Below are 25,330 nucleotides of genomic sequence, written 5' to 3'. Positions count from 1 at the left end.
ACATTCCCCAGATTAAACCAACTCCCATATCGGCCAATAACTCATGCTCTTTCCGGCGGCAAGGCCATGCTGCCAGCAGATTCTTCCTGGGGCATGTTTCCGGCGCAAGTGATTTTTCCGTATACTGCGGCACGCTTTCAGACGCCATGCACGAAGCCCTTTTCAACTACATCGGTCAGTATACCCAGGCCACGCTTACGCCCCAGGAGCAGGAACTGATCAGAAACGCCTTTGTTCCCAAACGCTTGCGGAAGCGGCAGTACCTGTTGCAGAGCGGCGATATCTGCCGGTACATGGCCTTCATCGTGAAAGGCGCCATGCGGCAGTACAGCGTAGACGAGAAAGGCGCCGAGCACATTGTGCAACTGGCCATTGAGAACTGGTGGGTGGGCGACCGCGAAAGTTTCCTGATGCTCACTCCCTCCGCGTTTAACATAGATGCCTGGGAAGACACAGACCTGCTGCTGGTGGAGAAAGCCCACCTGTTCCAACTCTACGAGCAGGTACCAACCTTGACTAAAATGGCCCGCCAGATGGATGACCGCCACTCCATGGCCAACCAACGCAGAATCAACGCCGCCATCAGCTTCTCCGCTGAGAAACGCTACACCGATTTCACCCTCCAGCACCCCGAGTTGGTGCAGCGCTTTCCGCAACACCTCATCGCCTCTTACCTGGGCATCACCAAGGAAACCCTCAGCCGCATTAGAAAGCATTCCCTTTAGTTTACTGCGGCTAGCCTTTACCGGGTTTCGTTGACATTTGTCAACGCTTTTATTTACCAAATCTCATCGTCTTTGGGCAGGGCAAGGCCGCATCTTTGTATCGTTCATAAGGGAAATAAACAGCCCTTCTTCAACCTTAAAACGATACAGACATGAAAAAGGAAGTAAGCTTCACCACCAAAGGCCAACGGGCCGATATAGGCGATTTAACCATCTACCGCATTGTGCCCAACAGATACACGCAGGCCGTGGGCCCCTTTGTGTTCCTGGACCACATCGCCCCTAAAGTACACGCGGCAGATGCGCCTAGAATGAAAAACGGGACCGGCGCGCACCCCCACAGAGGCATCGCCACGTTGACCTATCTGCTCCAGGGCGAGGATGAACACTTTGACAGTGCCGGGCACCACGCCAAGGTAACCTCGGCGGTATCCAGTGGATGAAAGCCGGTAACGGAGTCATCCATGACGAGAACCTGAACCCAGATCCGCAGTTGGAAAACAGAACCACCCACGGCCTGCAGTTCTGGGTGAACCTCCCCGCCAAAAACAAAGCCGAGTCTCCTGAGTACCTGGCTGTACAGGCCCAAGAAGTGCCGCAGAAAGAATTGGAACAGGGCAAAGGATGGATCAAAGTCGTAGCCGGGCGTTACGCGGAACTCACTTCTCAGATCCCCAGCTACTCAGAGCAGTTCATCTACCACCTGCATTTAGAGGCCGGCCAGCAATTCTCTCTTGCCACCCAAGGCGGGTTAGAGTATGCCGCCTTCCTGCTGGAAAGCAATGTCAGCATCAACGGAGATGCCTACACGGCTGGTGAGTTCATTGAGTTTGACCGCAAAGACGGCGCTATTGACGTGTACAACCCCGCCGAGAAAGCCATTGACCTGATCATTTTCGGGGGAGAAAGCTATACGGAGCCCATCGTGGCCGAAGGTCCTTTTGTGATGAACAGCCGGACCGAGATTGCCGTGGCGTACCGAGATTTCTTCAATGGCAAGTACGGCGAGATCGTGTACCATAACTAAGGAATGTTTAGCGCCTAAAAATCAGAAGTCATGACCAAAATAGGAATCATAGGAGCCGGTAAAATAGGCAAAGCCTTTGCCCGGCACGCCGCCAAAGCAGGGTATGACACCCTCATCAGTAACAGCCGCGGACCAGAGTCATTACGCCCTGTGGTGGAGGAAATTGGCCAAGGCATAAAGGCGGGCACAACCCAGGAAGCCGCTGCGGCAGACATTGTGTTTCTGGCCGTACCCTGGAATAAACTGGAGGAAGCGGTGGCCCACGTGCCGTCTTGGGAGAACCGCGTGGTCATAGATGCCACCAATGCCGTGCTGCCCGGTTTTGTGCCCGCCGACCTAGATGGCCAAGCTTCCAGCGAAGTGGTGGCCTCCCTGTTGCCTGGCTCCAAAGTGGTGAAAGCCTTCAATACATTGTTGGCCGCCGTTCTGGCCGCAAACCCGCAGGAAGAAGGCGGTAACCGCGTGATCTTCTACTCCGGTAATGACGCCGAAGCGAAAAGGACCGTGCTGGATCTCATCAATCGCATCGGCTTTGCCGGCGTGGATTTAGGCACCCTGAACGAAGGCGGACGGCTACAGCAATTCCCCGGTGGACCTTTGCCCGCGCTCAACCTGGTGAAGCTGAAATGACCTGAAGAATGAAGGTAAAGCAAGAGCAAAATCTACCTGCCAATGAAACAGATTACCGTAAATGTAAGCTCCCCGGTTTAAGGCTTGTTTTCATAAAACAGGCCCTAAACCGGGGAGTTTCTTTTAAGTAGGTTTTCCTAGAAAGGATATCCGATGGCTAGGTTCAGCACCCCCGTCCCGAAGAGACCGGATTTAGGCCTGCCGCCGTTGGGGTACGTTGGGTCGCGGAGCGGATAGGCTAAATCTACCCTTATCACGAAGAACTGCACGTCTATCCGGAGGCCAGCCCCGGCTCCCACGGCCAGTTGACTTATGAAATCGCCGCTGAACTTACCGCCTGGTCTGGTAGGGTCTTCGTTCACGAGCCAGATATTACCGGCATCCACAAAGAGGGCGCCTTTCAGGTACGGGTCCATCAGCGGGAAGCGGAACTCGGCGTTTCCCTCCAACCGGATGTCGCCGGTCTGGTCAAAATAGGAGAAGCTTTGGGAGACTTCATTGCCGGGCTCCTGCAAAGCCCTGGGGTTGTAAATCCCCGGGCCCAGACTGCGAGCCGGGAATGCCCGAATGCTGTTGGGGCCGCCAATTCCGTACTGCTTGATGTACGGAAGCACATTGGAGTTACCGTATGGCAAACCGTAACCGCCCAGAAAGCGGGTGGCCAGCACCAGTTTATCGGTGATGTTGAAGTAATAGCGGGTTTCCAGGTCAAATTTGGCGTACTGCGAGAGCGCCTGCCCCCGGAAGGTATTAGGAAACTCCGGATTGGCGGGTTGGCCGTTTTTGACGCGGTAAAAGAGCCCCCACAAACCACCCGAGAAATCTAGCCCCGGGCTGATATAAAACTGATGACTTCGCCCTTCAATGCCCAGCGTATTGTACACCAACCGGTAATTACCGCCAATGATGAGCTGTTGGTCAAAAGCCCGCGCTAGGAAAGGCCGTATCGCCAGCTCCTCCTGAAAGGCCGGGGTAGGGTTCAGCAGCCGCGAGTACTGAACCTGCACCGGGTTTATCTGGAGCTCCGTGGTGGCGTACTGCCGCCAGGAGTAGCCGTACTCAAAGTTGAAGGAGTTCTGCTGGAAGAATTCCTGCCGGTTGATGAACCGGAAGCCCAGTGAAAACCGCGTTCTGGGCTGGTACATACTGCTGGCGATCCGGATGTTGAACGGCGAGATGATGCGGGGTACGTGCATCTCGGCATCGGCACCTACCTCCATAGACGTGAGGCCCGAGCGGGCACTGTCCCCGCTGATCTGCGACTCAAAAGAACCCACCAGGTTAATGAGCAGCAACTCGGCGCCGCGCAAGGCATTCCGGTTCCGGAAACTGACCGTGATCCCCGGCCCCGCGTACCCGTTGGATTTCTGCACCGTCTGGACCTCAGCGCGAACGGATTTCTTTTTGGCTTGGGTCAGGAGGATGTCCGCATTGAGGCGCCCGTCTAACCCGATGGAGTCTTGGGGCGTGAACCGTACCTCGGCAAACTTGAACGTTCCCAAGTCCATAAGGCGGTTCACCGTCTGCAGGTGGCGTTTGCGGCTGTACAAGTCACCGTTTTCCACGAAGACCGCATTCAGGATGGTTTTGGCCTTGAAGGTTTCCTCGTCTGGGTAGTACTTGTAGTCTCTGAACTGTACCGGTGCTTCGCTGTCGCCAATGGAGTCACCCAAAGAAAAGTCGGTGTAAATACTCACCTGCTTGTAGCGGTACGGGATCAGGGCCTTGGCAGGAGCCGTGTCTTTTAAGCGCACATAGACGTTGACCTTGTTGTTCTGGGTGCTGTCTACGTGGTAGATCAGATAGCTCTCGTCAAAAAAGAAGAAGCCCTTCTCTTTCAGGATCTCGTTCACCCGCAGGCGCTCGGCAATGAGTTTCTCCAGGTTGTACGGGTCGTTCACCTTCAGCAGGCTTTGGGGCTCCGTTTCCCTGATAGCAATGGAAACGCTGTCGTTCCCCTGCGGAAACTGAATCTGCTGAATGGTGTACTGCTTGCCCACCGTGGCGGCGTAATGCACTTTGGCCATTTTGCGCTTGGTGGTGCTGTCTACGGTGTGCTCCAGGGTGGGGGAGAAATACCCGTTGTTGTACAAGCGGTTGATCATGGCCCCTTGCACGCGGTCTGGATGCGCTTCGCTCAGCAGCACGGGCGGCTCTCCCAAGCGGGTTTTGATCCAGTTGGCAATGCCTTTCCGTTTGCGTTCTCCGCCCATGGCGTTATAGATCCAGAGCTTGGGCCGCATGCCCAGAAAAGAGGTATTGGGCTGGGGCCGGATGGCAGCGGTCAGTTCCGGTTCCAGGGCTTTCGTGTCGGTCTCAGGATAGGGAGAAGATACCTTGATGTCGCCGCCAATGTAAAGGTAGTCTCCCTGCGGAACGCTTTTGGTGCTGCTGCAGCCTGCGAGCAAAGCCAGGAGAAACAGCAAGGAAAGGCTCCTGAAAAAGGAGAAGGTAGAGAAGGTCACGTGTCTAGAAGGCGATATCATTTATTTTGCTTTGCCAGTATTTCTAAAGAGGTCTGCGAGGCTGTCATATTCGCGCACGAACAGCAGGGAAACCCCCGTCCGTTGCAACTGCCCGTCCAGGAAGCCTTCATAGGAGTTGTTCCGGAAAGCCCGCAGCCGCAGCCGTCCGTCTTTGGTTACGGAGTACTCCACCGATACGTCTCCCGCAAAGGCATTGCTGCCGCTGTTGTTTGCGTTGCCGGAATTGCCCTGGTCATTGCCGCCACCCAACGGAATGTCCGTCCCGAAACTCACGGTCAGGCGGTCATTGAGGAGCTGGCGTTGCATGGCCACGTTCAGGTCTGTGCGGCTCTGGGCATCACCGGAGGAGTAATCATCATAGGAGTTCAGACCCAGTTCAATTCCCAGGCCGCCCAGGTACTGGCCAGTCAGGTTATTGAGCTGGTCAGAGAGTACCTTACTCGCGCTGCCGCGCAGGGCACTGTTGATGCCGCCTCCGCCGGAGGAAGCCAACGGATCCTGGGCCATGAACCGGCCCAGCACCAGCAGAGAGAAGACCTGTTTGGTGCGCTCAGATTCCTGCGTAGGTTGGCTTAACTGTTCCAGACGGGCACGTACCTCCTCCACATCGCCTTTGGCTTTCTGATCCAACTCAATGTTGAAAGAGATGGCAGGGCGCATGATCTCGCCTTTCATGTTCAGGCGTACGTCAAACGGCATTTTATTCCGATAGACACCCGGTGCGGTTCCGGCGTCAACGCCAGCGGTCTGGCTCTGGATGAGTTCCAGCGGGGCCGCGTCTACGTTGTAAATGGCCGTGATATTGGCATCGGCCTCCAGCATGTCACCGGTCCAGACAATGTAGCTGGCAGGATCTATCTCAAACTCACGGCTCACTAGTTCATACAGGCTCATGGCGTAGCGCCCCTCGGTCACGTCGTAGCGGCCAGTGAGGGTGATGTTCTCGGTGACATCATAGCCTACCCGCAGGTTCGCTTCGCCTTTGATGACGAGGTTGTCGCCCGCCTCTGGGTCCACGATCACAGTGATAGGGGTTTCATCGGTGAGGTTCAGGGTCATGTCCATTTCAATGCCCTGGATTTCGGCCTCTACGGTGTCAATCTGCTTCTGCCGGTTGATGCGGCGGTTGCGGGTGCTGTCTGCGTCCACAAAGACCACAATGCCCTCGCGGTTCACGCCCGCTTCTTCCTGCGGCATCACATACGTCAGGTTGGAGTTAGGCGCTACCGTCACGGTGGTGTTGATGACCGGCACGTTCAGGTCTCCGGTGATGCGGGTATCGCTGTCCAGGAACACGCGGCCGTAATACAGTTCGTTGTCCGCGGCGGTGCTGTTCATGACCATGAAGTCCTCGGTGGTGGCCCGCAGGTCAAAGCGGTAATCCACGAAGTTGGAGGTAAGGATAGCTCCGTTCACGGTGGCACGGTTGTTCAGAGAATCCAGCATCACAAAATCATCGAACCTGATGCCTGTGCTGGTAACGCTCAGGCGCTCATCCGGTACCCGGAAGGTGGAATTGAGCATGGCCAGGTTAAAGGTCGCGTCGCGGAACTGCAGGTCGCCCACCACGCTGGGGGTTTCTATGGTGCCTCTGATGGCCACCTGGCCCCCTAAGTTGCCGCCCAGGTTTTTGACCATGCCCTGGGTGAAGGGCTGGAGGCTAGCCAGGTTCAGTTGACCCAAGTTCAGGTCAAAGGACATCGGTTTGCCTTCGGTAGTCAGGTAATAGCCGGCAAGGGTCACGTTGTTGCCGTAACCCGAAAGGCGGGCCGTCATGTTGTAGCGGTTGGCGGTAGGGTTGCTGGCCTGGAGGGTAAGGTCACCCACCGGGAACGTCTCGTACTCTAAACCGGTGAGGGCCATGTCTGCGGTAAAGCTCATGTTGCCCGAGATGTCATTCACAGTGGCCTTTCCGTTCAGGGTGCCGGCCACCAGACTGTCTTCCTGCAGAATGGCGCGGGCCAGGTAGCCTAAGTCCACATCGGTGAGGTTGACGTTAAGCGGGGAGTTCTGGGCGGTGGGGTTCTGGCTTTGCAGGGCAATGGCCATGGGGCCATTGGAGAGGCGCAGGTTATTGGCCACCACGGCCCCGTTGTTGGTATAGTACCGCACAAAGTTGTTAGGTCCTACGGCCCAGGCATCGCGGTTGATGATCAAGTCTGGGGCGATGTTCACTTCAAACCCGTTGGTGATTTGCCGCAGCAGAACGCCAATGGCTGATTCCTCTTCGCCGGCTTCACTTTGGTTGGCCGCGCGCGCCGCTACCGTGTTGTTTTGGACATTTCCGCCCAGCACAATGTTGTTCACCCTAAACGTAGTGTCTTGTCGGATGCGCTCGGCCCGTACGTTGTAATTCAACTGCTTGGGGTCTGACGATACATTCAGGGAAATAGAGTCTAAGCGCATGCCGGTGTACCGTACGCGGGGCACACTGGCCACCATCTGCAGGTTGGCGGTCTGGCTGTTGTAGTTCCCATACAGCGTATCCAGGCTCAGGCGGGTAAGCCCGGGCACAAAGGCCTGGAACACACGCGGTTTGTGCAGCGCCATGTTGAAGGCAAACTGCCGGGTCCGGGCACTGGGTTTGTAACCGCCGTTGCCCAGGTCATAGTAGCGGCTGATGTGGTTCATCAACTCAGGCCCGATGTCTCCCAACCCGATGTTCCCGTTCAGGTTGGCCGTGATGACGTCAGAGAGCACCCGCACATCGGTTTGGTTGGGTTTCTGCACCAGGTAAACGGCCAGCGAATCGAACTGCAGCGGACGGTTGTTGCTGGTAAGAGCGGTGTTGCGGGCGATGATAGAACCGTTGAGGCTGTTGGCATCGCCGCCGCGCAGATTGGCGATGATGTCGCCGCGCAGGCGCAGGTCTTCTGGGTAGAGTTTCAGCGCCTGGAAGTCTATGGCCCGCAGGTTGGCGTTCATGGCCACAACCGGCTGGGCGCCGCGCAGGTTCACGGTGCCGTTCAGGGCAAAATCTAAGTTCTGGTCCTGGGTGCTGTTGGCTTTGATGGCGTAGCTGTTGCGGTTGGCGTCTACGTTGAACCCAATGGCCCGGTAGTTATACCCGCCGTACTCAAAACTCTGCACAGTGCCGTCAATCTTGGCTACCATGGTCTCCGGCGTGATGCCGGTACCGTTGATGTTGGCTACCAAGGAGGCTCTGCCCAAGGTTTTATCGTTCATCAGGCGGCCCAGGTCAAAGCGCATGAGGCGCACGTTGCCTTTGATGCGCTCCTGTCCTTTGGAGCGGCCCGGGGTCATGTCAATGTTGGCGATGGCGTTCCCGAAGGTGGTACGCACCGTAGCGTTCACATCAAAGGCGTTCATGTTTCCGCTGAAGGAACCGGCCACGTCCATGGAGGGCGGCAGCGTGATGTTGGCCGGCAAGGTGCCTGCCGGCAGCAGGGACTCCACATCGGCGGCGGTGGTATGGAAACGGTTGATCTGGATATTGGCCGCCAGGTTGTCTGGGTTAGGCAGTCCCCTGATGCGCCCGCTCAATGCCAGGTCTGTGTTGCGCCAGCCGCTCACGCGCACGTTGCTTAGCAGCAGGTTGTCCATACGGCCGTTCACCAGGCCGCTCAGGCGCACGGTTTGGCCCAGATTGCCGGCCAACGGCGGCTGATTCACCAGCGCAGGTTGCAGCAAGGCAATGTCCCGGAACCCGATGTAGGTGTTCTGCAGATCAGCGGAAAGGGTTAGTTTGCTCAGGTCATCGGCGGCCGTCTCTAAGGAAGGATAGCCTACTTTGAGGCGGCGCGCGATGCGGCTGTGGCCCGTTTCCAGTTCCAAATTTGATAACTCGGTCTGAACCGAGTCAAACAGGATGCCGGCCGTGAATTGCTTTACCTCAAACCCGCTTTTCTCCTGGAACGTGAGTTGCTCCAATTGGGCGGTGGTGCGGTTGGTGCTGTAGTACAGATCGTTCAGTTGCAGGTTCAGGTTGCGGGCCATGAGGTGGTTGTAGTCCATGCCGCGGGCCTGCTTGGGCGCATCGTAGTTGTCAAAGGCGGCGTCTACCTCGGTCACGTTCAGTTTGTCCAGGGTGAAGACCCAGTTCACGGGCTCACCGGTGGTTTTGGAAACGGCTTCCTCTACAGCTTCCAATGCCTCCGCCGGATTTACCACGCGGTACTCGGCGGGCATCTCGGCGTTCTGCGCGTACGCCAGGGTACTGTTGTGAAGCTCCAGGTTGCTCAGGTCAATGCGCGAGTTGATGAGGTCGATTTTATCGGAAGCCATGCGGGCCTGACCCAGGTTCACGTCTATGTACTGTTTGGCCACGCCGTTGCGGTACTTGAGTTTCACGCGGTCCAAGGCCACCGTCTTGAGCCCGAACTGCATGGTCAACGGCTCAGACTCGCCCTCGGGCGGAACCTTGGTCTGCACCATGTCTACATAGGTGTCTTGCAGCGTGATGTCGCCGATGCGGTAGATTTCCTTCGTGAGGTCCAGCTCGTCCATCTCCACGTTGAGGTTGCCCACGCGGGTGCGCACGTTCTGGCCGTTCACCTCGTCACGGTAGGTGAGAAAGATGTTCTTGAAGTTGATGGTGCCTATGTCATAGGTGAAGCCGGCACTGGTGGTGTCCTGAACGGTAGTATCAGTGGGCGTGGCGAAAGCTTCCAGGATGTAGTCAAAGTTGGAGACGCTGTCAGGCAGGGTGCGGTAGATGTGGGCGGTGGCGTTCTCCAGTTCCAGTGACTTGAGCGCCACTTTGGATTTCAGGATGCCCAGGATGTCCAGGTTGGCGGCCAACCGCTGCGAGTACCAGAGCGTGTCGCCTTTCTGGTCTTCCAGGTACACGTCTTCCAGCAGGATATCTTTCCGGAAATCGCTGCGGAACTTGCCGATGCGTACCTCCGTGCCGATCTTATTCTGCAGGTAGTTCTCTGCCTTGCTGGCGGCAAAGTCCTGCACCTTTGGTATTTGGAGGGCCACCAACAGGAGCACCACCAGCACCAACAACCCGCCAATGATCCAGAGGAGCACGGCAAGGGTCTTAAGCGTATATTTCTTGACAGTATGCGTAGACAAAATAAATACAGTAGCAGTTTTGGGAGATGCTACTTGTACTCCAGTTATATAGCTGTGGTTACATATTGTCCTGTTAAAGAAGCAGTTTAAGCCCGTTTTCAGGGCGTTTTCAGAAAAATAAGTCTAAAAGGAGCATCCTGCTAACGTACTGGTAAACAGGTGGCTCCTTTCCTTCCGGATAAGCTATGTTTTCTCCCTGCAAAATCTCCGCCGCTAGAGGAAGTGTGCGTTTAAAGGCAGGGGCCTGTTTCGTTTGTGCAAAGCGCCAGCACCTTACGTTTAGATTGGGTGAGGTAACTTCAACAGGCGCTTAATTCCCTTGGATTTTCTGGATTTCTATGGTTTAGCAGTTCAGGACTGCTGATAGAATGCCATTCTGTTTCAGGTCCGTTTTGGTGAAATCAGACCTGAAATAGGGGAGACGCAGCCTATGGAAAAAGGAAGTGGGTTACCGGTCTGGGCAGCTTTGGTCTGCCAGGCGCAGTTTTCTGGTGTCAAACCCCAGACTTTGGGCCTTCTGTGCCAGTTGGCGGTAGGTGGCTGGGTCTAGCTGGCGGGAGCGGGCCAGGATCCAGAGGTACTTGCGGTCTGGGGAGCCTACCAGAACGTGGGAGTAGTCATCTGCCAGGCTCAGGATCCAGTAATCGCCCCTGAAGGGCCAGAAGAACTGCACCCGCAGCTTGGCGTTGTTGCTGCCCTCCACCGGGAAGGCTTTGCCCAGGGCGCCGTCGTCTTTGCCGTTCGCGCTGCCTTTGCGGCAGGTGTTGTTCACTTCCACGTAGCCTTCTTTGGGCGTGTACACGGCGGTGGTGCAGTGGCAGCCCTTCTCAAAACGGTTGGGGAAAGCGGCAATCTCGTACCATTTACCGGCATAGCGCTGCAGGTCCACGGAAGCGACAGTGGGCAAAGGGGCGGGTTTGGGTTTGAGGGCCAGGTACAACGCACCTATGGCCAGCAAACCAACGCCAACTCCGGCAAAGACAAGGGATTTTTTCATGACAGGGCAGATAAAAGATTGCTCCCGCTCCTATACGTCTGCAAACGGCAGAGGGCAAGCGGAGCAATGCCTTTACCCGGCGCTGTTAGTAAAGGGGCTTGCGCATCTGGTAGTGTTGCACCTCGCCGAAGAGCAGGTGAGTGGGGTACTCTTCCGTAAACCCGTTGCGCTTGTAAAAGTTTTTGGCGTACTCGCGGGCCTGCACAATGAGTTCCTTGGCGCCCAATTTGCGTGATTCTTCCTCCACGGCCTGCAGCAAACGGCGGCCTACTTGTTTGTTCTGGTATTTGGGGGCCACAGACAGGAACCTAAGCTGGGCCTCGGTGTCGGTTTCCATGTGCACGCGGCAACCGCCCATGATCTCGCCGGTGTTCTCGTCCAGGGCAATCAAATGCGTGGCCTGGTCATCGTCCTCGGCGCGTTCGCTGCCAACGGGCTGATGCCAAGGTTTGCGTAACATTTCGTAGCGTAACCGGTAATACTGCTCAAACTCGTGAAAGGTAGAGGGCTGAATAATTTGCATGACTGCGTTTTTAAGCTCTTTTCCGTAAAATTTCGCTAAACTAGTAACTTTGTTCGGCTTCGTGATAAAAAACCGTATAAATACCTGTCATTTTAATTAACACAACGACCATGCCTTCATTTGATATCGTGAGCAAAGTTGATCCGCAGACCCTGGACAACGCCATCAATACCGTTAAAAAAGAAATCCAGACCCGCTATGACTTCAAAGACACCAAAGGCAGCGTGGAGCTGGACAAGAAAACCAACCTGGTGCACATTGTCACCGAGAATGACATGCGCCTGCGCCAGATTGAAGACATTATCCTGAGCAAGATTGTAAAGCAGCAGATAGACTCCACCGCCCTGGACTTCAGCAACGAGGCATCGCCCAGCGGGCCCATGATCAAGAAAGACGTGAAGGTGCGGGCCGGTCTTGACAAAGAGGACGGCAAAAAGATTGTGAAGCTCATCAAAGACAGCAAGCTGAAAGTGACCCCCGCCATCATGGACGACCAGGTGCGCGTGACCGCCAAAAAGATTGACGACCTGCAGGAAGTGATTGGCATGCTGCGCCGTGCCGAGTTGGGAATTCCGCTGCAGTTTGTGAACATGAAATCGTAAAGAGACCTACGTAGTTCTACTTGAAGTAGACCGCCCTACGTTTTAGGGGTTAACTCAGCCCAGCGGGTTGCGTTTAAACCCTTATCTTGCCTTTTTACGCACTACCTGATCTAAAATAAAACTATGTTTGACGTATTCTCCAGTCCAGATGTCTGGCTCAGCTTGCTCACGCTTACCTTCATGGAGGTGGTGTTGGGAATTGATAATATTGTGTTCATCTCCATTGTGGTGGCAAGGCTGCCCAAAGCGCAGCAGGCCCGCGGGCGCACCATCGGGTTGATGCTGGCGCTGGTTTTCCGCATCATCCTGCTGTCTTTCATCAGCTACATCGTGAACGCGAACCAACCGCTCTTTTCCTGGAACCTGCCCTGGATGGATGAGCCGTTTGCTGTTTCTTGGCGCGATATTATTCTCTTTGGCGGGGGCTTGTTCCTGCTGGCCAAGAGTACCACCGAGATCCACAACAAGTTGGAAGGCGAAGAAGAGGAGCATGGCACTGCGGGCGGTACCGCTACCATGGGTAAGATATTGGTGCAGATTGTGATGGTGGACATTGTGTTCTCCTTTGATTCTATCCTGACCGCCGTGGGCCTGGTGGACCACGTGATTGTGATGATCATTGCCGTGATCATCTCCATGGGCATCATGCTGGCCTTCGCTAAGTACGTGAGCGATTTCGTGAACACGCACCCTACCGTGAAGATGCTGGCCCTGTCCTTCCTGATCATGATTGGGGTGATGCTGGTGGTAGAGGCCCTGCATGCCCACATCCCGAAAGGCTACATCTACTTCGCCATGTTCTTCTCGCTGCTGGTGGAGATGCTGAACATGAAGCTCCGCAAGAAAACCGACCCGGTGCAGTTGCGCCAGAGCGAGATCAAAACCGAAGACATCACCGTGCAAGGACGCTGATAGGTCTTTCCAGAAAAGCAAAGCAGAAGCGGGAACCCGGTCATCGGATTCCCGCTTCTGCTTTCAGGGCTATCGGTAAAGTCGGTCCGGGCCTTCGCCTCCTTTTAAGCCCTTTTCTGAAAATAAGGTCTGAAACGGTTCTCGCAATTTTTATAGGCTGAGTAGCCCCATCTTTCCATGGACAAATCCGATGCGCGGGTCCTCGTTTTAAGCCTGTTTTAGCCAAAGAAGACTTAAAGGAGTATTCCTCAGGTAAATCCTTTTAGCACGTCCGCTGCTAATATCTTACCAGTATCAAGAGAATTTTTGGTTTTTTGGGGTTGGTTAGCGGGGTGCGCTTGCTTTTGCTGTTTTTAAATTTTATTATTAAAAAGCCATTTTGTTATTACTCTTATAACAAGGGGCGGGGTAAGGTCTTTCAAGTTATCATTACCCTATTTTTTCAACAGCAAGAGCACCACCCAAAACCCAACTAACAACTAAGCTAACCATCTTCTTTTATGGCCGATAATCATTACGATGCCATTGTCATAGGTTCTGGAATATCTGGCGGCTGGGCTGCCAAGGAACTGACGGAAAAGGGCCTCAAAACCATCATGCTGGAGCGGGGCCGCAACATTGAGCACGTCAAAGACTACGTCAACGCAAATGCAAACCCCTGGGAACTGCCCCATCGCGGCGGCCGCACCCAGGAAATGATAGAGAACTACCCGGTTCTCAAACGCGATTACACCCTTAACGAGGCCAACCTGGACTACTGGGTAAATGAAAAGGAAAGCCCTTACGTGGAAAGCAAACGTTTTGACTGGTACCGGGGCTACCATGTAGGGGGGCGTTCCCTCATGTGGGGCCGACAGAGCTACCGCTTATCAGACCTGGATTTTGAAGCCAATGCCAAAGACGGCATTGCCGTGGACTGGCCCATCCGCTACAAAGACCTGGCGCCGTGGTACAGCTACGTGGAGAAGTTTGCGGGTATCAGCGGTTCAAAGGAAAACATTCCGCACCTGCCAGACGGCGAGTTCCTGCCGCCCATGGAGCTGAACTGCGTGGAGAAAGACGTGGCTGCCCGCATCAAATCGCATTACAAAGGAAACCGGCACATGATCATCGGCCGCACGGCCAACCTCACTGCCGCGCATAACAACCGCACCAACTGCCAGTACCGCAGCAAATGCTGGCTGGGCTGTCCGTTTGGGGCGTACTTCAGCACGCAGTCGGCCACGTTGCCGGCGGCTGAGGCCACGGGTAACCTCACGCTGCGGCCGCACTCCATCGTGACCAAGATCCTGTATGACAAAGACACCAAGAAAGCCAAGGGCGTGGAGGTGCTGGATGCCGAGACAAACCAAACCTATGAGTACTTCGCCAAAGTAGTGTTCCTGAACGCCTCTACGCTCAACTCCACCTGGGTGCTCATGAACTCGGCGACGGATGTGTGGGAAGGCGGACTGGGCAGCAGCAGCGGCCAGTTGGGCCACAACCTCATGGACCACCACTTCCGGGCCGGTGCCAAAGGCGACATGGAAGGCTACGAAGACAAATACTACTACGGCCGCCGGCCGAACGGCATCTACATCCCCAGGTTCCGGAACGTGAACGGCGACAAACGCGACTACATCCGGGGCTTCGGGTACCAGGGCAGCGCCAGCCGCACCGGTTGGGGCCGCGAGATCGCGGAAATGGGCATCGGGGGCGACCTCAAAGACGCCATGTGCGAGCCTGGCGAGTGGACCATGGGCATCAACGCCTTCGGGGAGACGCTGCCGTACCATGAGAACATGGTCACCCTAGACAAGAGCAAGAAAGACAAGTGGGGTCTGCCCGTGCTCAACATTTCCTGCGAGATAAAGGAAAACGAGCATAAAATGCGCAAAGACATGGCCAACGACGCCAAGGAGATGCTGGAGATTGCGGGCCTCAAGAACGTGGAGACCTACGATGCCGGCTACGCCATGGGGCAGGGAATCCACGAGATGGGCACCGCCCGCATGGGACGCGACCCTAAGTCATCGGTCCTGAACCAGTACAACCAGGTGTGGGACGCGCCCAACGTCTACGTCACAGACGGTGCGGCCATGACCTCGGCAGGTTGCCAGAACCCATCGCTCACCTACATGGCCATGACCGCCCGCGCGGTAGACCACGCCGTGAGCGAGTTAAAGAAAATGAACCTCTAAACCCCCTATAGATAATCTCATGGCCGAAGAAGAAAACAAGTCTGCCCCTCAGGACAGCACCCGCCGCAATTTCCTGAAAACCGGTGCCCTGGCCGCAGCCGGCTTCATGATTGTGCCCCGCTACGTGCTGGGCGGCAAAGGCTACACCGCGCCCAGCGACAGGTTAAGAATTGCCGCCGTGGGCGTGGGCGGGAAAGGCGAAAGCGACATCAAGAGTTTCTATGACAGCGGCAAAGCCGACATCACGTTTCTCTGCGACGTAGACGACACCCGCGCCGCCACCTCGCGGCAACGGTTCCCCAAAGCCAAGTACTACAAAGACTGGCGCGAGATGTTTGACAAGGAGGCCAAAAACTTTGACGCCGTCTCCGTCTCCACGCCAGACCATAACCACGCCGTGACCACCATGGCCGCCATGCAGCTGGGCAAGCACGTCTACGTGCAGAAGCCGCTCACCCACGACATCTACGAAGCCCGCATGCTCACCGAGGCCGCCAAGCGCTACAAGGTAGTCACCCAGATGGGCAACCAGGGCGCCTCCGGCGATGGCGTGCGCCAGATGCGGGAGTGGTATGACGCCGGCCTCATTGGCAAGGTGCACACCGTCTACTCCTGGACCAACCGGCCCGTGTGGCCGCAGGGCATCCAATGGCCCGCCACCAAGGGCGATGTGCCCCAGGGCCTGGACTGGGACCTATGGCTGGGCACCGCCCCTTACAAAGAATACGTGAACAAACTGGTGCCTTTCAACTGGCGCGGCTGGTGGGACTACGGCACCGGCGCCTTGGGCGACATGGGCTGCCACCTGCTGGAAGCGCCGTTCAGGGTGCTGGATTTGACCTACGCCACCGATGTGCAGGCCAGCGTGGGCAGCGTGTACGTAGACGAGTTCAAGCGCGGCTACTTCCCTGAGAGCTGTCCGCCGTCCAGCCACGTGACCCTCACGTTCCCTAAAACGAAAAAAACCAAGAAGCCCGTAACCATCCACTGGATGGACGGTGGTATTCAACCGGAGCGGCCTGAGGAACTCGGTGCGAATGAAGTATTTGGCGATGGCGGTAACGGAACGCTGTTTGTGGGTACCAAGGGCAAGATGATGTGCAGCACCTATGGCGCCGATCCTCGTTTGCTGCCTACTTCCCGCACCAACGAGGTAAAAGTGAAACAGAAACTGGCCCGGGTACCCGGCGGAGCCGAAGGCCATTACGCCCAGTGGGTAGAAGCCTGCCTGGCCGGATACGGCAAGATGGAGGTAAGTTCTCCGTTTGAGATCGCCGGTCCGCTCACCGAGGCGCTGCTCATGGCCAACCTCGCCATCAGGGGGACAGACGTGCAGCGGCCCAACGCGGCCGGCAACGGCTTTGACTATCCGGGCCGCGGCGTGAAACTGCTCTGGGACAACCAGAACATGCGCGTCACCAACTTTGACGAGGTGAACCAGTTTGTGAAACGCAACTACCGCGCCGGCTGGACGCTGGGTGTGTAAATTCAAGGTACGGTGTTCTGGTTTCGGGCCTGATTTGGTAAAACAAGGCCAAAACCAGAAACCTAACCGCAACAGAAAGATCAGAACGAAATTCATAGAAGAGAAAAATACATATGAATAGAAGAGAAGCGATTGCCGCCGTGGGCTGGATTCTGGGCGGTACCCTCATTGGGGCCGAGTTCCTGGTGTCCTGCACCAGCAGCGCCGCCAAGGTGAACAAGCTGTTTGACCAGGACCAGGTGACTTTCCTGGACGAAGTAGGGGAGACCATCTTGCCAGCTACCAGCACGCCCGGCGCCAAAGCGGCCAAGATTGGCATGTTCATGGCCACCATGGTGCAGGACTGCTACACCCCAGAAGACCAGAAAATCTTCATGAAAGGCATCTCCCAAGTAGATGAAGAAAGCAAGAAGAGGTTCGATAAGAAGTTTCTGGAGGCCACGCCGCAGCAGCGCACCCAACTGCTGACCCAACTGGACAACGACCAGAAAGCCCATCAGAAAAACAAAAAAGAGGATGCGCCCAACCACTACTTCCGGATGATGAAAGAGCTTACCTTGCTGGGCTTCTTCACCTCTGAGGTGGGCGCCACGCAAGCCCTGCGCTACCTGCCGGTACCCGGGCGATATGACGGCTGCATGCCCTACAAAAAAGGCGACAAAGCCTGGGCAACCTAAGCCTTAATTAAAAACTGTTTGCCCAGCCGAGGGTTGTTTTTTGGCTGGCAGGTGCTTCCCGCTTTTGGTCCAATTTTTAGATTTTGGGTCAAAAGCGGGAATTGTCAGATAAAACGCCATATTTAAGCTGATTTTGGAAAAACACGCCTAAAACAGAACCTCGGCTCTGCCGCAGCAACGAAAACCAACGTTGGCGAAGGTCTATCATTGGGGCCGGGAATGAACAAAGGAATTAACCAAAGCATCTATATAACTTAATTTACAACCACAGAATTACGCTTGCCTACTATGAAAAAAGTATTCTTCTTCCTGAGCTGCTGCGCATTTATGGCAGCCTGTAACAGCAATTCCTCCACCACCAACGAAGGAGCCGTCGCCAGCACAGACGCAGACTCAGCCGCCTCGGCCTCTATGAGCGCGGCCACCCGCCAGCCCGATGCAGACACGGCCAGCATGGACATTGGAACCAACCGCGCCGCTGGCACTGGCGGCGGAAAGGTGCACGAGAAAGGAGCCCAACTGATCTCCAGCTCAGACTGTACCGGTTGCCATAAAATAGACGTGAAACTGGTAGGTCCGGCCTACGAGGCGGTGGCCCAGAAATACGAGAACAACGACAAAGACACCGAGTACCTGGCCAACAAAATCATTCAGGGTGGTAAGGGCGTTTGGGGCGAGATCCCGATGACCCCGCACCCTAACCTGAGCCAGGAAGATGCGAAGCAAATGGCCCAGTACATCCTGTCGCTTAAAAAATAACGTCACGCTATGACCCTCCGCCACCTTCTCCCCATTCTGGTTTTAGGCGCATTGGGCGCCTGCCAATCTTCCACCTCCCAGACTTCTGTGACGGCAAACGAGAAAACAAGCGGTTCTTCCGCTGAAGCCGCCTGGCAGCCACTCTTTGACGGTAAAACCACCCAAGGCTGGCATACCTACGGGCAGGCCAAAGTAGGCAACGCCTGGAAAGTGGACAACGGCACCCTGCACCTGGACGCGGCCCACAAAAACGAGTGGCAAGCGGGTGACGGCGGAGATATTGTGACGGCGGAAAGCTACGGCAACTTCCATCTTAAGCTGGACTGGAAAATTGCGGCCAACGGCAACAGCGGCATCATTCTGTTTGTGCAGGATGAGCCCACCAAGTACCCTAACACCTGGAGCACCGGCCCCGAGGTGCAGGTGCTGGACAACGCCGGCCACCCCGATGCCAAGATCCACAAGCACCGCGCCGGCGATTTGTATGACCTCATCGCCAGTAGCCCGGAGACGTCTAAACCCGCCGGCGAGTGGAACCAAGTGGAGATCATCAGCAACAACGGCCAGTTGCAGATCATCCAGAACGGAACCAAAGTAGTGACCACCACACTCTGGGACGATAACTGGAAAAAGATGGTAGCCGGAAGCAAGTTCAAAGACATGGCCGGTTTCGGGGCGTTCAAATCCGGGAAGATCGCGCTTCAGGACCACGGCGACGATGTGTGGTTCCGGAACATCATGATCAAGCGGCTATAAGGCCCAAACCTTTACCAGAAGCAATTCGCCATGTCAGAGAAAAACAGAAGATCGGCCATCAAGGGAATCCTGGCTGGGACGGCGGCCCTTACCGCGGCCGGGCCTTTGGCCTGTTTTGGCCAAAATGAACCTAAAACCGAAGCTGCCTACACTTTGAAAGGAAACCTCAACCACTCGGTGTGCCGCTGGTGCTTCAATGATTTGTCAGTGGAGGAGCTCTGCGTGGCTGCGAAGGAGATAGGCCTCAAAGGCATTGACCTGATAGGCCCCAAAGAATGGCCGACCCTGAAGAAACACGGCCTGATCTCCACCATGTGCAACGGCGCCGAGATCAGCCTCACCGAAGGGTTCAACCATCCGCAGTACCATGCCACGCTGGTGAAGAACTACTCAGACATGATTCCGCTGGTGGCCAAAGCCGGCTATACCAACCTCATCTGCTTCAGCGGGAACCGCAACGGCCTGGATGATGAAACGGGTTTGAAGAACTCCGTGGAAGGTCTGAAAAAGTTGCTGCCCCTGGCCGAGAAACACAAGGTGGTGCTGGTGATGGAGCTCCTGAACAGCAAAGTGAACCACAAAGACTACCAGTGCGACCGTACCGCGTGGGGCGCCGAACTGGCCAAGCGCCTGGGTTCTGAGAATTTCAAGCTGCTCTATGACATCTACCACATGCAGGTAGACGAGGGCAACGTGATCCAGACCATCCGGGACAACCACCAGTACATTGCGCACTACCACACCGCCGGCGTGCCTGGTCGGCACGAGATTGACGATTCGCAGGAACTCAACTATCCGGCCATTATGCGGGCCATCAAAGACACGGGTTTCAAAGGGTTTGTGGCGCAGGAATTCATTCCGCAGGCCAAAGACAAATTGAAATCATTGCGGCAAGCCGTCCAGATCTGTGATGTCTGAGGAGGCTGCCTTCAAAAGAATATTCTAAACCAATCAACCTTCTACTAAGCACCAAACTGAAATGAACAACAGAAGATCTTTTTTGCAGAAGCTAGGTTTGCTGTCGGCGGGCGTTGCCTTCGCGCCATCGCTGCTTACTTCCTGCGATTCCTCAAAACCCACCAATACCGATAACGCCTCCGCCGATGCCTCCACAGATACCAGCACTGCTGGCACTGGCACCGGTAATGCCCGCATCAGTGATATCGGAATTCAGTTGTACACCTTGCGCGAGCTTCTGCCCAATGATGTGAAAGGCGTGATTGGCAAAGTGGCCCAGGCCGGGTACAATGATGTGGAAACCTACGGCTACTCGGTAGACAAAGGCTACTGGGGCCTTCAGCCGAACGCATTCAAAGAACTGCTGCAAGCCAATAACCTGGTTTCTACCAGCGGACACTATGAGTTTGGCCAGTACATGAAAGACGGCAACACCGACATTGTGAAGCGCTACATTGAGGCCGGCAACATTGTGGGCCACAAATACATCACGGTGCCTTACCTTGGCGAAGAGCTGCGTAACAGCGCCGATGCCTACAAGAACATCGCGGAGAAAGTGAACAAGGCCGCCGAGCTCTGCAAAGCCTCCGGCCTGAAGCTCGCCTACCACAACCACGATTTCGAATTCAAGCAATACGGTAACACCACCGGCTATGACATCCTGCTCAAGGAAACCGATCCGGCGATGGTAAGCTTCGAAGCCGATTTGTTCTGGATGGAGAAAGCCGGCCACAAACCGGTAGACATGTTCAACCAGCACAAAGGCCGTTTTGTGATGTGGCACGTGAAAGACATGGACAAAAACTCACCTGACCTCAACACCGAGATCGGGAGCGGCACCATGGACTACAAAGCCATCTTCGCCCAAGCCCAGACCTCCGGCCTGGACCGCATCTTCGTGGAGCAGGAAAACTTCGCCGCCGGCATGGACCCCTTCAAAAGCATCAAGCAAAGCCGCGACTACGTGAAAAACACCTTGCTCGCGTAAGCAGCTGCATCCATTTTGCCATCACCGTTTCGGGCCTGTTTTACCAAAAACAGGCCCGAAATGCGTTTCTAGGGCTTTTGTCGAGTTTTGTTTCCGGGTTGGAGAAGGTAGTCGAGTCGTAGTTTTAGTTGTTGGTGATAACACCAACAACGGCGGGTGAGGTTGCCGAGAGAACGATTAGGATAATGTAGGGGCACCTCTTGTGGGTGCCCTTTCAGGTAGCACCTGCCCTGTGCGGAGCACCCGTGGGAGACAAGGCATGCCTTGTCTCTACATGATCAGAAAACCCGAGCAGACATCAAGAACATCCGTATCCTGCGGCGGGCCGGGGCGAAGGCCTACAGTGAGGCCGAGGCACGGGCTGCCGCACAGAAGGACAGTTAAAGTGGCAGTAGCTTACGTGTGCTATGAAACAGAGGACGGCAGCGGGGTGGTACCTTTACTGAAGAAAAGACTGTTTGAGCGTCAGCGAGTTTCTTTTCTTCTTGATTCTTTTGGTTACTTTTCTCATCAAGGAGAAAAGTGACAAACGCCCGCAGGCCGCGACTGCAATTAAAAGGTTGTAAGGAAGGGAGTAGAAAGTAAAGGCAGTAGAAAGTCAGGAAAGTACATCCGTGCTGTAGTAGTTTGAGGCTAACGCCTCACTGCAGTTGCAAACTGCAGACCATGGTAGGTCCAAGTTGAAAACTTGAACCAGGAAAGAGGGAGAGAAGGAAGATCAGCAGAAGAAGTCAGCCCCCTACCCCCTTCAAAGGGGACCATATACTTGAAAATCGTTTATCGTCCAGTTTCATCAAAACAGCCTCAAAACGTCCTCGCCATCCTTAAAAGCTGATACGCCCTACACCGCAAGCACTTGGTCAACTGCTCAAAGCTCAACAACCTATCAAAACAATCCTTATCTTCACAAATCCCAAACCATCACACCACTAACCCTTTTATTATGAAGCAGTTTTTTACCAACCACATCGCTGGCTGGAGGAAACCCGTGTTGCTGCTTTGCACCTTGGGCCTGTTTGTGGAGCCTTCTATGGCCCAGAACGCACCCACTACGGCAAAGAAAGACGGCGCCAAAAAAGAAGAAAAGAAAGACCTGCCCTTAGAGGCGGGCCGCACCATTGACATCAACACCAAGGAAGGCTCCTGGCTCGCGCTGGACGTGCACCCGGCCGGCGGACAGATCATCTTCAGCATGCTGGGTGATTTATACCTGCTACCCATGGCGGGTGGCAAAGCCGAGCAACTGACCGAAGGCATGGCTCTGGACGTACAGCCGCGATTCAGTCCGGACGGCAAATCCATTGTGTTTCTCTCAGACCGCGACGGAAACGACAACGTGTGGGTCATGGACCTGCTTACGAAGAAAACCCGCCAGATCAGCAAAAGCAAAAACGAGAACTTCCAAGCCGCCGAGTGGACGCCGGATGGTGAATACCTGGTAGTGTCACAGGGCCGTCGGAATTTGAAACTGCACCTGTACCACAAAGACAGTGGCGGCGGAACCCAGCTGATCAAAACGCCGGAGACCCTGAAAACCGTGGAGCCGGCCTTCGGCAAAGACCCCCGCTATATCTGGTACTCCCGCCGCACGGGCGGCTGGAACTACAACGCACAATTGCCGCAGTACCAATTAGCCACCTTGGACCGCGAAACCGGTGAGACCGATACCCGCACCTCACGCTACGGATCGGCGTTCTCGCCTACCTTGTCGCCGGACGGCACCATGCTGGTCTACGGAACCCGCCACAACAACGAAACCGGTTTGATTATCCAGAACCTGAAATCTGGTGACGAGAAGTGGCTGGCCTATCCGGTGCAGCGCGATGAGCAGGAATCCATCGCCCCGCTTGGGGTGTTGCCGGCCATGTCGTTCACGCCAGACAGCAAAGAACTGGTAGCCTCTTACGGCGGAAAAATCTACCGCATTCCGGTAAGCGGCGGAGCGGCCAAAGAGATTCCGTTTGAAGTGAATACCAAAATTGCCATCGGTCCGAAACTAGAGTTCAAATACCCGATCAGCGATGACAAAACCATGAAGGTGACCCAGATCCGCGATGCGGCCATGTCACCGGATGGCAAGCGTCTGGCCTTCACCGCGCTGGACAGATTGTACATCACGGAGTACCCGAACGGCACGCCAAAACGCGTGACCACGAATGATTTCACCGAGGCACAACCCGCCTGGTCGCCAGACGGCAAGGAGTTGGTGTTTGTGACCTGGCACGAGAAAACCGGTGGCGCTATCTACAAAGTAGCTGCCAACGGCAAAGCCAAACCAGTGAAGTTGAGCCAAGAAAATTCTGTTTTCCAGGAGCCGGTTTGGTCGCCAAAAGGAGACAAGATTGTGTTCGTGAAAGGCTCGGCGCAGACGTATCGTGAATCGGCGGGGCCGGGTGCGTTTGACTCGCGCCAGACCATCAACTGGATCTCCGCGAAAGGTGGTGCCAGCACGTTTGTGACCAAAGCCAACCTGGGCGCGAACCCGCACTTCGTGCAGGGCGATGACCGCATTTACCTGTACAGCTCTTCTGACGGGTTGATTTCTATTCGTTGGGATGGCACCGACAAGAAGCCGTACGTGAAAGTGAAAGGCATCACCACCTTCGGGTCGTACGCTGATATGCTGGAGGAGGAAATGAGCCACAACCAGCACCTGAACGAGCGCGAGCCGCAGCAACAGGCTTCTACCGCTACTACCATCATCAAAGCGCCTAAAGGCGACAAAGCTTTGGCTTTGATCAACAACGAGATTTACGTGGTCACCATCCCGTTCGTGGGCGGTGAAACGCCAACCATCTCCGTAGCCGACATCGCCAGTTCGCAGTTTCCGTCCTGGAAACTGACTGACATCGGTGGTCAATTCCCGAGCTGGTCCGCTGATGGCAAGAGCGTGTATTGGTCTATCGGAAATGCTTTCTTCGCCTACAACATGGACCAGGCCTTCGCGAAGAAACGCGAATTGGAAGCTGCCGAGGAGTTGAAGAAAGACGCTAAGCCAGCTACTGAGGTGAAGAAAGACAGCACCGGCGCGAAAGAAGCCGTGAAGATTGAAGGCTACAAGCCGGTAGAAACCAGAATCGCGATTACTGTGCCGCGTGACATCCCAACCGGAAACATCCTGTTGAAAGGCGCCCGCATCATCACCATGAACGGCGATGAAGTAATTGAGAACGGCGACATCCTGATCCAGGACAACCGTATCAAGGCCGTAGGCGCTTCCGGTACGCTGACCGTTCCGCAGAACGCGACCGTGATGGATGTGAAAGGCAAGACCATTACCCCAGGTTTCATAGACACCCACGCGCACATGTGGCCACGTTGGGGCGTGCACTCGAACCAGGTATGGATATACGCAGCTAACCTGGCCTACGGCGTGACCACCACCCGCGACCCACAAACTGCTACTACCGACGTGTTGACCTACGCTGACATGGTGGAAACCGGCAAGATGATCGGGCCGCGCGTGTACTCCACCGGCCCTGGTGTGGGGTACTGGTCATACAACCTGAAGAGCTTAGACCACGCTAAGAGCGTGCTGAAGCAGTACTCAGACTACTACAACACCAAGACCATCAAGATGTACCTGGTGGGCAACCGCCAGCACCGTCAGTGGATCATCATGGCCGCCAAAGAGCAAGGCCTGATGCCAACGACCGAAGGCGGTCTGGATTTCAAACTGAACCTGACCGAAGTTTTGGACGGCTATCCGGGCCACGAGCACTCGTACCCTATCTATCCGCTGTATAAAGACGTGCTGGAGTTTGTGTCTAAGTCGCAGATCGCGTACACGCCCACCCTGTTGGTAGCCTACGGCGGACCTTGGGCCGAGAACTACTACTATGCCACGGAGAACCTCACCGGCGACAAAAAGCTGAACTACTTCACCCCTAAAGTGGAGCTAGATGAGAAGTCTCGCCGCCGCGCTGGTTGGTTTATGAAAGAAGAGCACATCTTTGACAAGCACGCGCAGTTTGTGAACCGTTTGGTGAAAGACGGCGGTTTGGCGGGCGTAGGCTCCCACGGACAGTTGCAAGGTTTGGGTTACCACTGGGAACTTTGGTCTATCCAATCCGGGGGCATGAAGAACCTGGATGCCTTGAAAGTAGCCACCATTTTGGGTGCGAAATCCCTGGGCTTGGACGGTGACTTAGGCTCCATCCAGAACGGTAAACTGGCGGATCTGGTCATCATGGACCAAAACCCGCTGGAAAACATCCGGAACACCAACACCATCAAGTATGTGATGCGCAACGGTCGTCTGTACGATGCCAACACCCTGGATGAACTAGCTCCTACCAAGAAGAAAGCTCCAGACTTTGACTGGCACAGCGCCCTTCCACTGGGCGTACCAGGCGTTCAGGAATAACTATTCTGATACTTCAATAAAGGCCCCCCTTGCAATGCAGGGGAGGCCTTTTGCTTTTTGGAGGAACACCTCAGAAACGCGGGAGTTGTTTTAGGGCCGAGTTTGTGAAAACACCATCAAAACAACCAGGCCAATGAAGAAAGATGGATATCCGGGAGGAAGCAAAGGAACCTCTTTGCAGTTAAATCTTAAAGGCAAGTAGAACCTCCTTTGCAGGCG

At 55.3% G+C, this 25,330-nt stretch carries 17 protein-coding genes and 1 pseudogene; 14 read left to right on the top strand and 4 right to left on the bottom strand.

Features of this window, described 5'->3' with window-relative positions; genetic code table 11:
• Positions 1-146: 146 nt before the first annotated feature.
• The 4 genes and pseudogenes from FOA19_RS03970 to FOA19_RS03960 all read left to right on the top strand — a co-directional run bounded on the left by FOA19_RS03970 (position 147) and on the right by FOA19_RS03960 (position 2,382).
• A complete protein-coding gene (locus tag FOA19_RS03970) occupies positions 147-725 on the top strand; it encodes a Crp/Fnr family transcriptional regulator (protein ID WP_149089476.1) in 579 nt (192 codons plus the stop codon).
• 152 nt (positions 726-877) lie between these two features.
• Positions 878-1,194, top strand: a pseudogene (locus FOA19_RS23530) (pirin family protein); the annotation flags it as partial.
• A gap of 60 nt (positions 1,195-1,254) precedes the next feature.
• Positions 1,255-1,752 carry a pirin family protein gene (locus FOA19_RS23525; protein ID WP_223808802.1) on the top strand — a complete coding sequence of 166 codons (498 nt, stop codon included), beginning with the start codon at positions 1,255-1,257 and terminating at the stop codon, positions 1,750-1,752.
• Between the two features lie 30 nt (positions 1,753-1,782).
• Positions 1,783-2,382: an NADPH-dependent F420 reductase gene (locus FOA19_RS03960; RefSeq protein WP_149089475.1), complete on the top strand. Its 600-nt coding sequence runs from the start codon at positions 1,783-1,785 to the stop codon at positions 2,380-2,382.
• Between the two features lie 137 nt (positions 2,383-2,519).
• Here the strand turns inward: FOA19_RS03960 and tamL are convergent, their stop codons facing one another.
• The 4 genes from tamL to FOA19_RS03940 form a co-directional block, all read right to left on the bottom strand.
• Complete coding sequence (gene tamL, locus FOA19_RS03955; RefSeq protein ID WP_149089474.1) at positions 2,520-4,868, bottom strand: translocation and assembly module lipoprotein TamL; 2,349 nt, start codon at positions 4,866-4,868, stop codon at positions 2,520-2,522.
• The gene (locus FOA19_RS03950) at positions 4,869-9,863 is read right to left on the bottom strand and encodes a translocation/assembly module TamB domain-containing protein (protein ID WP_190300276.1); all 4,995 of its coding nucleotides are present in this window, start codon (positions 9,861-9,863) and stop codon (positions 4,869-4,871) included. It lies immediately after the preceding gene.
• Positions 9,864-10,356: 493 nt separating this feature from the next.
• On the bottom strand, positions 10,357-10,905 hold the full coding sequence (locus FOA19_RS03945; RefSeq protein ID WP_149089472.1) for a lipocalin family protein: 549 nt from the start codon (positions 10,903-10,905) through the stop codon (positions 10,357-10,359).
• Positions 10,906-10,990: 85 nt separating this feature from the next.
• On the bottom strand, positions 10,991-11,428 hold the full coding sequence (locus FOA19_RS03940) for a GNAT family N-acetyltransferase (RefSeq protein WP_149089471.1): 438 nt from the start codon (positions 11,426-11,428) through the stop codon (positions 10,991-10,993).
• A 110-nt stretch (positions 11,429-11,538) separates the two neighbouring features.
• Between FOA19_RS03940 and FOA19_RS03935 the strand changes: the two genes are divergently transcribed.
• The 10 genes from FOA19_RS03935 to FOA19_RS03890 all read left to right on the top strand — a co-directional run bounded on the left by FOA19_RS03935 (position 11,539) and on the right by FOA19_RS03890 (position 25,111).
• The gene (locus FOA19_RS03935; RefSeq protein ID WP_149089470.1) at positions 11,539-12,030 is read left to right on the top strand and encodes a YajQ family cyclic di-GMP-binding protein; all 492 of its coding nucleotides are present in this window, start codon (positions 11,539-11,541) and stop codon (positions 12,028-12,030) included.
• 123 nt (positions 12,031-12,153) lie between these two features.
• Positions 12,154-12,942, top strand: coding sequence for a TerC family protein (locus FOA19_RS03930; protein ID WP_149089469.1), 789 nt, complete (start codon positions 12,154-12,156; stop codon positions 12,940-12,942).
• A 500-nt stretch (positions 12,943-13,442) separates the two neighbouring features.
• On the top strand, positions 13,443-15,122 hold the full coding sequence (locus tag FOA19_RS03925; protein ID WP_149089468.1) for a GMC oxidoreductase: 1,680 nt from the start codon (positions 13,443-13,445) through the stop codon (positions 15,120-15,122).
• A gap of 19 nt (positions 15,123-15,141) precedes the next feature.
• Positions 15,142-16,608 carry a Gfo/Idh/MocA family protein gene (locus tag FOA19_RS03920; protein ID WP_149089467.1) on the top strand — a complete coding sequence of 489 codons (1,467 nt, stop codon included), beginning with the start codon at positions 15,142-15,144 and terminating at the stop codon, positions 16,606-16,608.
• Positions 16,609-16,721: 113 nt separating this feature from the next.
• Entirely contained in the window at positions 16,722-17,285 is a 564-nt protein-coding gene (locus FOA19_RS03915) for a gluconate 2-dehydrogenase subunit 3 family protein (protein ID WP_149089466.1), read from the top strand.
• 288 nt (positions 17,286-17,573) lie between these two features.
• Positions 17,574-18,044 carry a c-type cytochrome gene (locus tag FOA19_RS03910; RefSeq protein ID WP_190300275.1) on the top strand — a complete coding sequence of 157 codons (471 nt, stop codon included), beginning with the start codon at positions 17,574-17,576 and terminating at the stop codon, positions 18,042-18,044.
• 9 nt (positions 18,045-18,053) lie between these two features.
• The gene (locus FOA19_RS03905) at positions 18,054-18,800 is read left to right on the top strand and encodes a 3-keto-disaccharide hydrolase (RefSeq protein ID WP_149089465.1); all 747 of its coding nucleotides are present in this window, start codon (positions 18,054-18,056) and stop codon (positions 18,798-18,800) included.
• Between the two features lie 30 nt (positions 18,801-18,830).
• Positions 18,831-19,718 (top strand): hydroxypyruvate isomerase family protein, encoded by an 888-nt coding sequence (locus tag FOA19_RS03900; RefSeq protein WP_149089464.1) that lies wholly within the window; start codon positions 18,831-18,833, stop codon positions 19,716-19,718.
• Between the two features lie 61 nt (positions 19,719-19,779).
• On the top strand, positions 19,780-20,745 hold the full coding sequence (locus tag FOA19_RS03895; protein ID WP_149089463.1) for a sugar phosphate isomerase/epimerase family protein: 966 nt from the start codon (positions 19,780-19,782) through the stop codon (positions 20,743-20,745).
• A 943-nt stretch (positions 20,746-21,688) separates the two neighbouring features.
• Positions 21,689-25,111 (top strand): amidohydrolase family protein, encoded by a 3,423-nt coding sequence (locus FOA19_RS03890; protein ID WP_223808725.1) that lies wholly within the window; start codon positions 21,689-21,691, stop codon positions 25,109-25,111.
• Positions 25,112-25,330 lie beyond the last annotated feature (219 nt).

This window comes from Rufibacter hautae (assembly GCF_008271695.1).
Taxonomy (GTDB): domain Bacteria; phylum Bacteroidota; class Bacteroidia; order Cytophagales; family Hymenobacteraceae; genus Nibribacter; species Nibribacter hautae.
Note: the sequence above shows the minus strand (reverse complement) of the source record. Positions and strands in the feature narration are given on the sequence as shown.